The sequence below is a fragment of the Blautia sp. AF14-40 genome (genome assembly GCF_003479665.1).
GTDB classification, from domain to species: domain Bacteria; phylum Bacillota; class Clostridia; order Lachnospirales; family Lachnospiraceae; genus Fusicatenibacter; species Fusicatenibacter saccharivorans.
Genome location: NZ_QUHK01000006.1, coordinates 173,703 through 186,029, shown reverse-complemented (window position 1 = coordinate 186,029; position 12,327 = coordinate 173,703). Strand labels below are relative to the sequence as shown.

Sequence of the window (12,327 nt, the reverse complement as noted above, 5' to 3'; positions counted from 1 at the left end):
TTTATTATTTCACTTGTCTACCTAGAAGGGAGCATATCAAACACTATAAGTACCTTGCTACGAGTTTTATTTTCGTAGCAAAGTACAAGATAGTACAGAGATAAAAATATGTCTCATTTGTCGTTTAACTCTTTACATTGCGCTTTTATTTCTTCTATCGAATCCTTCAATAACTTTAATCTGGCAGGCTACTTTCTAAACAAAGTCGTCCCCATCCCACCCGCCTGTTCGGGTATTCGCTCTCGGATGCGATGGGTTTTGCGCCTGCGATGAGATAAGCTTTCAGCTTTTCACCATATAAAAACGGGTCATTTCCGCGCAGAATACCCCATTCCATCATAAGAGCGGCGCTTCCCGATACAAAAGGCGTGGCAAACGAGGTGCCGGTGAAGGAAGCATAGCCGCCGCCGGAACGGGGAGCTGGGATATTGACACCCGGGGCGGCGAGATCAGGTTTAATTTCGTGGAGAATACGGGTATAGCCGCGGCCGGAGAAGCTGGCATAGGAGGAAAGGCGGGGATCGTAGGCACCGACCGTGATGGCGGAGCGGGCGGTGGAAGGGATGGTGAGTGTGGTGTCGGCAGTGGGGGAGAAGAAGCGTGTCTGTGAACCGACGGCGTTTCCGCCGGGAAGCCAGAGGTCAAAGGAACCGGAGATCAGGCGGCCGGGGGTGAGACGCAAGGTCCAGATGCCGTTTTCGACGGACAGATGGTTTCCTGCGCCCTGAAAGGTCAGGTAAATTTCCTGCGCCTGGCTGTAGGGGGATGGCATGCCATAAAACAGGAGAAGTTCTGTCGGACCAAGCGTCAGACGCGCCGTGCCGAGGACAGGAGAGAGCGTGCCGGAGCGGATGCCGCCGGGGGAAATCAGTTCGATCGAGATTTCATCCCCATAAACCTTCCAGATCTGGAGACTGAACGAGGATTCATAAGCACCGACCTGAAATTCAACGGAGACAGCGCGGTCAGCCGTTGCCGAGACCGCAGACGTCGCAGCCGGATCAGATGTCGCACGGACTGTTTGCGTCTGACCGGACGACTTGCGATCCGACTTTAGGTTCCCGGCATAATGGCGCCCGGTATCCCCTTCATTTCCTGCCCCGATACAGATCACGTTCTGCCCTAAATTTGACACTGCATTCAAATACGTTTCAAGTAAGGAATCCCCGCTGTGCGAACCGTAATTATTCCCGAAGCTCAAATTAATCACAAGCGGCCGCTCCACCAGAAGTGCATATCTTACGCAGAAATCCACCGCCTGCAGCAATTGCGATGTCCGCGGCAGATCCGCCGGATCAGGATTTCCAAGCTTTACGACCACGAGTGTTGCTTCCGGTGCCACGCCCTGCATGGCCGCATCTGCCGAGGATCTCCCATTTCCCGCTGCGATTCCGAGCACCGCTGTCCCATGCCCCGTCACATCGCGGGACGGCACGAGGGCAAACCGTTCTTCCGGCGTAGAAGATGCAAGTGCCTCATTGATCTGCCGCCGTGTATATACCGACCCAAGAGCATACCCCATCGGAGGATTCCCCGGAATCGTCTGATCCCATAAAATTGCAATTCGGCTTGTCCCGTCCGGTGCGCAGAAATCAGGATGCGCATAGTCCACGCCTGAATCAATGCATGCAAGCAGCACCCCATTCCCAGACAGACCCATAACCCCCTCCTGCACAGGCGTAATACAGGATATGCTCCGCACAAATGCATCTGCGAAATAAAGTAATTTCGGTTTCTCCAGATAGGTAATCTGCGGCAGTCCTGTCACGTAATCCATCAAGGACTCCGGAACCAGAAGAATGGCATACGAAAACAGCAGCAGCGTCACACGAACTCCCTGCTCCTCCAGAAAAGCCAGGTCTCCCTGATACTGTACAATTACTTCCCATGTTTTGCTGTAAGAGTTATAACCTGCCGAAAGCTCCGGCACACGCCGCCGTTCGACTTCCGTTGCGGCCAGCGCAAGGTTCAACAGGTTTTCCCTTTTTTGATCAATCATTACAAAAACTCCGTCCAAAATGTTGTTAAAATCTATTCCGCTTTTCCTGGAAATATGATATAATCGCCATCGTACAATAGGGGTACAGATCTGCTTTTTGGAGTGCATCGAAAAATGGTTTTACGATGCCGCCTGGCGGGTCTTTACTATTTTACGCGAAATGCTTTTGCATTGAAGGGAGAGAACATGAAAATTATCATTGTGGGCTGCGGAAAAGTCGGAACCGCACTGACCGCCCAGCTGAGCCGCGAGGACAACCTTGTGACGGTCATTGACACAGACAGTATTGTCGTCCGCAACGTCTCCAACACCTACGACGTTATGGGAATTGTAGGAAACGGAGCAAGCTATCAGGTGCTTCAGGAGGCGGATATTGAGCATGCGGATCTGATGATTGCCGTAACCAAAAGTGATGAAATGAACCTGCTTTGCTGTGTCATCGCCAAACAGGCAGCAGACTGTCACACCATCGCCAGAGTTCGAAATCCGATGTATCGGGAGGAGAGAGAATTTATTCGTAAAAAGCTGGGTCTGTCCATGATCATCAACCCGGAGCACGCGGCCGCCATGGAAATGGCAAGACTGCTGCGGTTCCCATCTGCGATTGAGATCGACAGCTTTTCCCGCGGAAGAATCGAAATGCTGCGCTTTAAAGTGCCGGAAACATCGAAAATTGTCCATATGTCGCTGCGTGAGCTGGCCGGAGCGCTTCAGTACAGTCTGCTGGTCTGTGCTGTTGAGCGAAACGGCGAGGTTTACATACCGGATGGAAATTTTGTGATCCAGGCAAAAGACAGCCTTTCCATCATTACCACACCGCAGAACGCAGAGAGCCTGTTTAAGAAAATTGGTGTTCATACAAACAAGGTACACAGTACGATGATCGTCGGCGGCGGTGAAATTACGTATTATCTCGCAAAATCACTGGCAAATATGAACGTCGATGTCAAGATTATCGAGAAAAATAAGGATCGCTGTGAGGTTTTAAGCGAAGCACTGCCGGATGCAACCGTTATTTACGGTGACGGAAGTGACCAGGAGCTCTTAAAAGAGGAGCGCATCCAGAATATGGATTCCTTTGTGGCCTGCACCGATATGGATGAGGAAAACATCATTCTGTCGCTGTATGCGAAAGAGAAGGTATCCTCAAAGGTTGTAACGAAAATCAACCATCTGGAATTTAATGATGTTATCCACAGCCTGAACCTGGACAGCCTGATCTACCCGAAACACATCACCGCAGAGTACATTCTGCAGTATGTCCGGGCAATGAAAAACTCCATCGGAAGCAACGTTGAGACGCTGTATAAGCTGATGGAAGACCGTGTGGAGGCTCTTGAGTTTATCGTGAACCAGAATTGCCGTATGATCGGCATCCGTCTGCAGGATATGAAAACACGGCCAAACCTTCTGGTAGCAGCGATTAACAGACAGGGAAAGGTCATCATTCCGGGTGGACAGGATTCCTTTGAGGCAGGAGATTCCGTCATTATCGTAACAACGGAAACCGGTCTTCAGGATATCCATGAGATTCTGGCAGAGTAACGGGGGAAGCGGATTATGAACTATAAAATGATTCGTTTTGTCATCAGCTGGGTGCTGAAAGTGGAAGGTATGCTGATGCTGTTTCCGGCGCTGGTCGGAGCCATGTATCAGGAAAAGACAGGCTTTGCGTATCTTATCTGGGGACTGCTCTGCATTGCGGCCGGTCTGATCCTCTGCTTCAGAAAACCGTCCAATATGGAAATCTATTCCCGCGACGGATTTGTCTGCGTTTCGTTAAGCTGGGTTGTCCTTGGTGTTTTCGGAGCGGTGCCGTTTGTAATTACGGGGGAAATTCCGTTTTATATCAATGCGCTGTTTGAGATCGTTTCCGGTTTTACAACGACAGGAGCCAGCATTTTGAGTGATGTGGAAGCCCTTTCACACGCCAGCCTGTTCTGGAGAAGCTTTTCCCACTGGATTGGCGGTATGGGCGTTCTTGTGTTCATTCTTGCATTGCTTCCGATGAAGGGCGGTTCCGTCATGAACCTGATGAAGGCAGAGAGCCCGGGACCGACCGTTTCCAAATTTGTTCCGAGAGTGCGCGGAACTGCTAAAATTCTGTATCAGATTTATCTTGGCATGACACTTTTTACCATTGCTGCCCTGCTGCTTTCCGGCATGAAGACATTTGATTCTGTCACACTCGCCATGGGAGCTGCCGGAACAGGAGGTTTTGCCGTGTTGAACAGCGGTTGTGCAGTGTACACACCACTGCAGCAGTGGATTCTGACAATCGCCATGATTGCGTTCGGTGTGAATTTTAACTTTTATTATCTGATGCTTTGCAAAAAGGGAAAGGCCGCCATTTCGTCCCAGGAGGTAAGAGCGTATTTCCTGATTATCCTTCTGGCAGGAGGCGTGATTTCCTGGAATACCTATCCGATGTACCATTCCATCGGTGAAGCGGTGCGGACTGCCTTTTTCCAGGTCGGATCGATTATCACGACAACGGGTTATTCCACGACGGACTTTGACCTCTGGCCGGAGCTGTCAAAATGTATTCTGGTGATGCTGATGTTCATCGGAGCCTGTGCCGGTTCAACGGGAGGCGGAATCAAGGTTTCGCGAATCCTGATCCTCTTAAAAACCGTGAAAAAAGAGCTTGGTTCGATCGTACATCCGCGCAGTATCAAACGCATCCGTTTCGACGATCACCCGGTAGAGCATGAGGTTCTGCGGGCGATCAACGTATTTTTGATTGTTTATCTGGTGATCTACAGCTTTTCCATGCTGATCATCAGTATTGATGGATTTTCCTTCGAGACAAACTTCACGGCAGTTGCCGCAACGCTGAACAACATCGGACCTGGTCTTGACCAGGTAGGACCGACCAGTAACTTTTTCGGATACAGTCCGGTTTCCAAGCTGATTCTGATTTTCGATATGCTGGCAGGCCGTCTGGAACTGTTTCCGATGCTGATCCTTTTCTATCCGTCTACTTGGAAGAAGAGAGGATAAAGCGGTTCACCGGGAAGAAAAGGGACTTCGCATTGGCGGGGAACTGCCGGGGCAGAAGGAAAAGAAAAAATGGTTACGATTCACAGGGTTTCCAAAAAAACAGAAAGACGGAATAAAGTCAGGGTGCATTTCCTGATCACAGGCAGAAAGGAAGGAACTTATGAGTAACTGGGAAAAGAATGTAAGAAAAGTTGTGCCGTATGTACCGGGTGAACAGCCGCATGAGGCTGACATGATTAAGCTGAATACGAATGAGAATCCGTATCCGCCGTCACCAAAAGCCGCAGAGGCGATCAAACGGGTAGCAGAAGAGGATACTCTCCGTCTCTATCCGGATCCGACCGCGGCAGAACTGGTGCAGGCGATCGCGGATGTCTACCATGTAAGTCCGAAACAGATTTTTGTCGGCGTCGGTTCGGATGACGTTCTGGCAATGGCTTTTATGACGTATTTTAACTCTGATAAACCGATTCTTTTCCCGGACATTACGTATTCCTTCTACGATGTCTGGGCGGAGGAATTCCGCATTCCGTACGAGCAGATCCCGCTCGATGAAAATTTCTGCATTGTGCCGGAGCAGTATTTTGCAGAGAATCATCCAAATGGCGGAATCGTGTTCCCGAACCCGAATGCACCGACGGGTGTGGAGCTTTCACTTTCTGCGATCGAATCGATATTGCAGCACAACCCGGATGTGGTTGTAATTGTGGATGAGGCATATGTGGATTTCGGGGCAGCCACTGCGCAGCCGCTGCTGGAAAAATATGAAAATCTGCTGGTTGTGCAGACAACATCAAAATCCCGTTCGCTTGCCGGCATGCGCATCGGCTATGCAATCGGAAATGAGAAGATGATTTCGTATCTGAATGATGTGAAATATTCCTTCAATTCGTATACCATGAATCAGACCACGATCGCAGCCGGAGCCGCAGCGATCCGCGATGTGGAATATTTCCGCAAGACGGTGAAAAAAGTGATGGAAACGAGAGAGTGGTCGAAGGAGGAGCTGAAAAAGCTGGGATTTTCTTTCGAAGATTCGAAATCGAACTTTATTTTCGCAACGCACAAAAGCGTACCGGCCGGGAAGATTTTTCAGGCACTCCGGGAACGCCATATTTATGTGCGGTATTTTGAGAAACCCCGCATTGACAATTATCTGCGTATTACGATTGGTACGCGGGAAGAAATGCAGACGCTGTTTGATTTTTTGAAAGATTACTTAACCGAATCAAGCAAGTAGCGAAGCGGATTGCAAATATCCGCTTGCCAAGAGGGATGAAGCAGCTGAAAATATAAAACAGAAGAAGAGTATCTGCAGAGGAGCAGAAGAAAATTTTAAAGGGGGACTGCCGTCGGAATCAGCCATGAGATCCGGCGGCAGTTTTAGAAGGTATTTAGGTATGAACAAAGAGAAGAAAGAAGTAGTAAAGGTAAATCAGATTACAGAGGGTGTTATCTGGCAGCAGATTCTGATCTTTTTCCTGCCGATTCTGTTCGGAACGTTTTTCCAACAGCTTTACAACACGGCAGATGCCATGATTGTCGGACACTTTCTCGGAAAACAGGCACTTGCGGCGGTCGGCGGAACGACAGGTACGCTGATCAATCTGCTGGTCGGATTTTTTGTCGGCCTTTCGAGTGGTGCGACGGTTGTTATTTCACAGCATTACGGAGCCAATAAAGAGGACAAGGTGCAGTGGGCAGTGCACACTTCCATTGCCTTTTCCATTCTCGGAGGTATTGTGCTGACAGTAGTCGGCATTGGCTGTTCGAGATGGATGCTCGATCTGATGAACACGCCGGATGATGTTGTAAATCATGCGCTGATTTATATGCGTGTTTATTTTCTTGGAACCATCGGAAACCTGATTTACAACATGGGTTCCGGTATTCTGCGTGCGGTCGGCGATTCGAAACGTCCGCTGCTGTATCTGATCATCTGCTGTATGACCAATATCGCGCTTGACTTTTTATTTGTTGTCGGTTTGCAGATGGGTGTTATGGGCGCGGCGCTTGCGACCATTCTGTCTCAGATCATCAGTGCGGTTCTTGTTATGGGCTCTCTGATGCGGACCAGAGACATTTACCGGCTTCATCTGCGGAAAATCAGCATTGACTGGATTATGCTCAAACGGATTATCCGCATTGGTTTTCCGGCAGGCGTACAGTCAATTCTGTACTCGGTATCGAACGTGATTATTCAGTCTGCTGTCAACTCGCTGGGAACCAACAATGTGGCTGCGTGGGCGGCTTACGGAAAGGTGGACGGTCTTTTCTGGATGATGATCAATGCGCTCGGTATTGCGGCGACAACATTTGTCGGTCAGAACTACGGTGCGAAAAAGATGGATCGTGTACACCGCGGTGTGCGCACCAGCATGATCATGGCATTCCTGATGACGGGTCTGATGGTTGTGTTTATGTGGTTTATCGGTGATACACTGATTTCTCTGTTTACCACAGATACGGCGGTGCGTGAAATCTGTCACGGACTGATCCATTTCCTGGTGCCGACCTTCTTCACCTATATTTCCATCGAAATCCTTTCCGGTGCACTCCGTGGTGTCGGAGATGCATGGATTCCGATGTTTATCACCGGAATAGGAATCTGCGGAGTACGTATCGTGTGGATGACGGCGGTTTTGCCGCATTTCCACTCCTTAAAAGGAGCGGCCTTCTGCTATCCGCTGTCGTGGGTGATCACAACGATTGCGTACTTTATTTATTACCTGTTCTTCAGTCAGCTGAGTAAGAGGAAAGAATTGAGGAGTATCTAACAGAATGTTCAAACTGTATTAACAAAACTGTGCTATCATGAAAATATCAGTGTCAAAAGGTCAAAAAACCGATGCAGGAGGATTTTTGAACTCGGGACACGGCAAAAAATGAGTAAGTAGCCATTTTTCAAAGAAAAATGAGCGGATTACAAAGGAAAGACAGGTGGAACGTAAGATGGTAAGTGAAAAAGTAACGATTGTCAATCCGTCAGGTCTGCATCTTTTAAACGCGGTAAATTTGTCAAACAGTGTAAGCCGGTACAAATCTTCCATGTCGTTTACCTATGAAAACAACGGGATGCAGGGAACGGTTAATTTAAAGAGTATTTTGAGTATCGTAGCTGCAGGAATCAGGCAGGGAGACACTATTGAGATCTGCAGCAGCGGAGAGGATGAAGAGGAAGCACTTCGGGCGGCCATTGCCGCAATTAAAAGCGGGCTCGGAGAGACGCCGGAGTGAGGAGATAGGAACATAGAATAGAAATAAAGAAAAGGACCTCGCTTTTTGAAAAAACGGAATGGGAAACCGGACCGTATTTCAAAAAGCGAGGTTTTTTTTGTGGCGGCAGATAAAAGATTCCTGCCTTCGGGGGGGATTTCGAAAGCAGGGATGAAAAGATAAGCTGCGAAGCAGCTCTTCGGCTATGAGCAAGCAGCGAAGCGGATTGCTCATAGCCGTTTGACAACAGGAGGTATAAGGCCGGAAAAAAGTGTCTACACTCTGGATAAAGCAAAAATGCAGAGAAAAGGAGTGTAGAAAAAATGGCAAGGCAGAAGAAAATTGATCTGGAACATATGACGGAGAAGGAGAAAATGAAATACGAAATCGCAGGTGAGCTGGGGCTTTTAGAACGCGTGCTGAATGACGGCTGGCGATCACTCACGGCAAAAGAAACGGGACGGATCGGTGGCCTTGTGACACGGAGGAAGCGGCAGATGGCGGCGGAAGGAAAGAACGAAAACGAAGAAAAATAAGCGGTACCGCAATTTTTGCAATATCCTCAACAGTTTTGACCATAGATTTTTCCTGTGAAAGCGTTATAATAAAAACAAGGAATGGGTGGTGCCGCGCCAAAGTCCGTGTCTGCACGAGACCCGGCGACTGCCGCGATACCCTGAGAAACTCGCAGAGCGTGTTTCGGATCGTTTGGAGAAGTGAGGGAAAAGTTTATGGAAGCAAAAAAAGAGAAAAAGTATATGTCGGATATCCATCTCGAGGATTATACCGAACAGTACGAAACGGGATTTGCCACAGTGGACACGATGATATTTGAAGGGGGAAGAAGAGAGGAGCTGCTGAACGGCGGCTGGCATTATGCAGTCGATCAGTACGATACCTGTCTGCGCCAGAAATGGTACAAAGAGAGATACCGCGACGAAAAAGGCTTCACTGTGCCAATCGACTATTCCTTTGACGAGTGGCCGGTGATGCAGCTTCCGTGCAGCTGGAATACCATCGATCCGATGTATCTCCTGTATGAGGGAAGCATGATCTTTACGAGAAAAATTTCCTATATCGCAGAAAGAGAGGAAACAGTTTTTCTGAAGGTGGGCGCAGCCAATTATCTGTGCCGCGTTTTCTTAAACGGAAAATACGTCGGTATGCATCGCGGCGGATCGACACCGGCGTTCTGGAATATCACAGAATACCTGAAAGCGGAGAACCGCATCGTGCTTGCTGTTGACGGAACGAGACGGCCGGAGCAGGTGCCGACCGAGAATACCGACTGGTTCAACTACTGCGGCGTATACCGCGATATCGCACTGATCCGTGTTCCGAAATGCCATATCAAAACTTTTAAAATTGCGCTTGTGCCGGACGGAACATTTGGACATGTTATGGCGAAAGTGACACTGTCGGAAAAAATCACAGCCAAGGCAGAGCTTGTCATCGAGGAGCTTGGCGTGAGCCGGAAAATCCAGCTGGAAAACGGAGCCGGAGAAGTTGTTTTTGATGCAAAACCGGAGCTTTGGACACCGGAAAAACCGAAGCTGTATGATGTAAAAGTAACCTGTGGAACCGATACCGTCAGCGATCGGGTCGGCTTTCGTGAAATTCGCGTGAACGGCAGAGACATTCTGCTGAACGGAGAGCCCGTTTTCCTGCGTGGTATCAGTTGCCACGAAGACAGCGTGGAAAACGGAAAAGGCCTGACAAGAGAGGAACGGATCGAAAATATCCGCATTGCGAAAGAACTGGGATGCAACTTCATGCGCCTTGCACATTACCCGCATAACGAAGAAATGGCAAAACTCGCCGACGAGCTTGGGCTTCTTTTGTGGGAGGAAATTCCGGTTTACTGGGCAATTCGTTTTGAACGTGAAAAAACATATGAGGATGCCCAGAATCAGCTCCGCGAACTCATCAACCGTGACTGGAACCGCGCGAGCGTGATCATCTGGTCTGTCGGAAATGAGAATGCCGATACGGATGAACGGCTGAAATTCATGAGCGTACTGGCAGAATGCGCGCATCGGGAGGATGAGACGCGAATGGTGTCTGCGGCCTGCCTGGTTAATGCTACGAAAAATAAGATTGAGGACCGTCTGATGGAATACCTTGACATCATCGGCATCAACGAGTACTGCGGCTGGTACACCCCGGATTTTGCGATGCTGCCGGCACTGATGGAAAACAGCCAGCCGGACAAGCCGGTTATCGTAACGGAGTTCGGCGCAGACGCGCTGCCGCATCACCATGGAACCATCTCGGACAAAGGAACCGAGGAGTGCCAGGCGGATGTGTACGAAAAACAGATTGCAACGCTGCGGAACATTGACTACATCAAGGGCATGACCCCCTGGATTCTCTACGACTTCCGCTGCCCGCGCAGAACAAGCCTGATCCAGAAATATTATAACCGGAAGGGGCTGCTCTCTGAGGACAAAAAGTACCGCAAACCGGCATTTTATGTGCTGCAGAAATTTTATGAAGAGCTGAAAAGAAAAGAACAGTAGGGGCAAGAGCTTTTCGAAAAGATCAGCCGACTTGCACGGTTGATGATATCAAACGGAACAGAGAAAAAAAGACAAGAACAGACAAAAACAGATGGTATGAAATCAGCTTTGAAGTCCGATTTCATACCATCTGTTTTTTTTCACTGCAACAATCCGCCGTAGGCGGAGAATCCGGCAAGTGCTGTGTTATGCTTTTTTCTGTGCAGCCATCCACTCCAGAATCGGAGTCTCTTTTCCGTCCGTCATAACCGGTTTGCCGTCATAATCGAGGACACACTCATCGTTCAGCATCGGAATCCAGGACCAGTGGCCGATGTATTCGAATGGGGTGCCGTCTGCATTTTTCTGTGTTCCGGTGTGATCGAGTACCTTGTCCCAGTAGGTGAAGTGAGCATTCGGGTTGACCTTTGCCAGACGCTCATAGGTTGGAACGACAAAATCATCCGGAACGACAACGGGGTCGGTTTTTGCGTGTGTAAACCAGATCGGCAGATCTTTGAGCTTCAGAATATCTTCATCGGAGATAAATGCATCCGCCAGAGCCTCGCAGACCGGATATGCGGCAGCGTAGCGGGACGGGTTGAAAATGATCTGTTTCATGGTCATAAAGCCACCGTTGGAGCAGCCGCCGATGTAGATGCGGGAGCGGTCAATCTGCGGATGGGCATCCACGAAAGCACCGATCAGGGCATCGAGAACTTCGGTATATTTGGAAGAACCGTCTTTGGTATATTCGCCGGTTCCGTCATCCATCCACATGGTTGGAGCCTGTGGAGCGAGCAGATAGGTCTTGCCGCCGAAAATTTTCTGAACCTTTGGGGAAATCAGGTTTACAACTTTATTTCCGATTGCTGCAATCGGCGGTTCCTGTCCGCCCTCACCTGCGCCGTGCAGCCAGATGATCAGCGGGATTTTCTCATCCGCATCCATTTCCGGCTCGTAGTAAACGTAAGAGAGCGGAATCTGCGGATCCTCGTAGCGGTCTTCTTTGAGCCATTCACCGTAGATGACGCGGTTTCCGCCGTCTACGTCGAACGTCTGCGGAGAAATGGCATCATCGTCTGTTGCAATTTCAGAGACTTGTGTTACATCGTAAGCAACATTGACAAATACATTAAAATTACCGTTGAATTTGATGATGGAGCCGATTCCTTCCATGATGAAACACGGCAGCTCCAGCGTCAGACAGGTACCGTCCTCGCACGGTGCACCGGTTTTGTCAGAAACGTAAACGTTCGAAACGCGGCGTGTGCCGTCCATGGAATCATCCGGTTTGTCACCCATGAAATTCGGCCAGACAAAGTTCTCACCCTCGGTGGATGTACGGGTAACGTGTACCGTAAACTGCTCCGGAGATGGGGCCGCACCCTTCATGCTTTTGCCATAATCCAGAATTATTTTCGAAATATGCGGACCGAAATCAAAAACTTCGGTAATGGTATAATAAGTTCCGTTCATTTGTAAAAACCCTCCTTTGGTACGGAATGTACGCTCAGAGTCTTTCTGCACTTGCTTTTGCGACTGACAAAAATCATCTCACAAAATCAGGTACAGAAAAAGCTTGAGAGTACAGTTGTTTGCATGGGCAGA

Annotated in this window: 9 protein-coding genes; 7 read left to right on the top strand and 2 right to left on the bottom strand. The window is 49.2% G+C overall.

The window, feature by feature from the left end; genetic code table 11:
• Positions 1 to 175: 175 nt before the first annotated feature.
• Positions 176 to 1,999 (bottom strand): S8 family peptidase, encoded by a 1,824-nt coding sequence (locus DWW13_RS07045; RefSeq protein ID WP_117812989.1) that lies wholly within the window; start codon positions 1,997 to 1,999, stop codon positions 176 to 178.
• A 171-nt stretch (positions 2,000 to 2,170) separates the two neighbouring features.
• On the opposite strand from DWW13_RS07045, the gene trkA reads away from it, so the two are divergent.
• The 7 genes from trkA to DWW13_RS07010 all read left to right on the top strand — a co-directional run bounded on the left by trkA (position 2,171) and on the right by DWW13_RS07010 (position 10,737).
• The gene (gene trkA, locus DWW13_RS07040) at positions 2,171 to 3,544 is read left to right on the top strand and encodes a Trk system potassium transporter TrkA (protein WP_334294902.1); all 1,374 of its coding nucleotides are present in this window, start codon (positions 2,171 to 2,173) and stop codon (positions 3,542 to 3,544) included.
• Between the two features lie 15 nt (positions 3,545 to 3,559).
• The gene (locus tag DWW13_RS07035; RefSeq protein WP_118699794.1) at positions 3,560 to 5,002 is read left to right on the top strand and encodes a TrkH family potassium uptake protein; all 1,443 of its coding nucleotides are present in this window, start codon (positions 3,560 to 3,562) and stop codon (positions 5,000 to 5,002) included.
• Positions 5,003 to 5,162: 160 nt separating this feature from the next.
• The gene (gene hisC, locus DWW13_RS07030) at positions 5,163 to 6,242 is read left to right on the top strand and encodes a histidinol-phosphate transaminase (protein WP_118699795.1); all 1,080 of its coding nucleotides are present in this window, start codon (positions 5,163 to 5,165) and stop codon (positions 6,240 to 6,242) included.
• A 160-nt stretch (positions 6,243 to 6,402) separates the two neighbouring features.
• On the top strand, positions 6,403 to 7,779 hold the full coding sequence (locus DWW13_RS07025) for an MATE family efflux transporter (protein WP_117812991.1): 1,377 nt from the start codon (positions 6,403 to 6,405) through the stop codon (positions 7,777 to 7,779).
• Between the two features lie 175 nt (positions 7,780 to 7,954).
• Positions 7,955 to 8,239: an HPr family phosphocarrier protein gene (locus DWW13_RS07020; protein WP_055220836.1), complete on the top strand. Its 285-nt coding sequence runs from the start codon at positions 7,955 to 7,957 to the stop codon at positions 8,237 to 8,239.
• A 302-nt stretch (positions 8,240 to 8,541) separates the two neighbouring features.
• Positions 8,542 to 8,754 (top strand): small, acid-soluble spore protein, alpha/beta type, encoded by a 213-nt coding sequence (locus DWW13_RS07015; protein WP_055220834.1) that lies wholly within the window; start codon positions 8,542 to 8,544, stop codon positions 8,752 to 8,754.
• A 195-nt stretch (positions 8,755 to 8,949) separates the two neighbouring features.
• Positions 8,950 to 10,737, top strand: a complete 1,788-nt coding sequence (locus DWW13_RS07010) for a glycoside hydrolase family 2 protein (RefSeq protein WP_118719676.1) — start codon at positions 8,950 to 8,952, stop codon at positions 10,735 to 10,737.
• Between the two features lie 186 nt (positions 10,738 to 10,923).
• Here DWW13_RS07010 and DWW13_RS07005 read toward each other — a convergent pair whose 3' ends face one another.
• Positions 10,924 to 12,195, bottom strand: a complete 1,272-nt coding sequence (locus DWW13_RS07005; protein ID WP_118719674.1) for a prolyl oligopeptidase family serine peptidase — start codon at positions 12,193 to 12,195, stop codon at positions 10,924 to 10,926.
• Between the last annotated feature and the right edge of the window lie 132 nt (positions 12,196 to 12,327).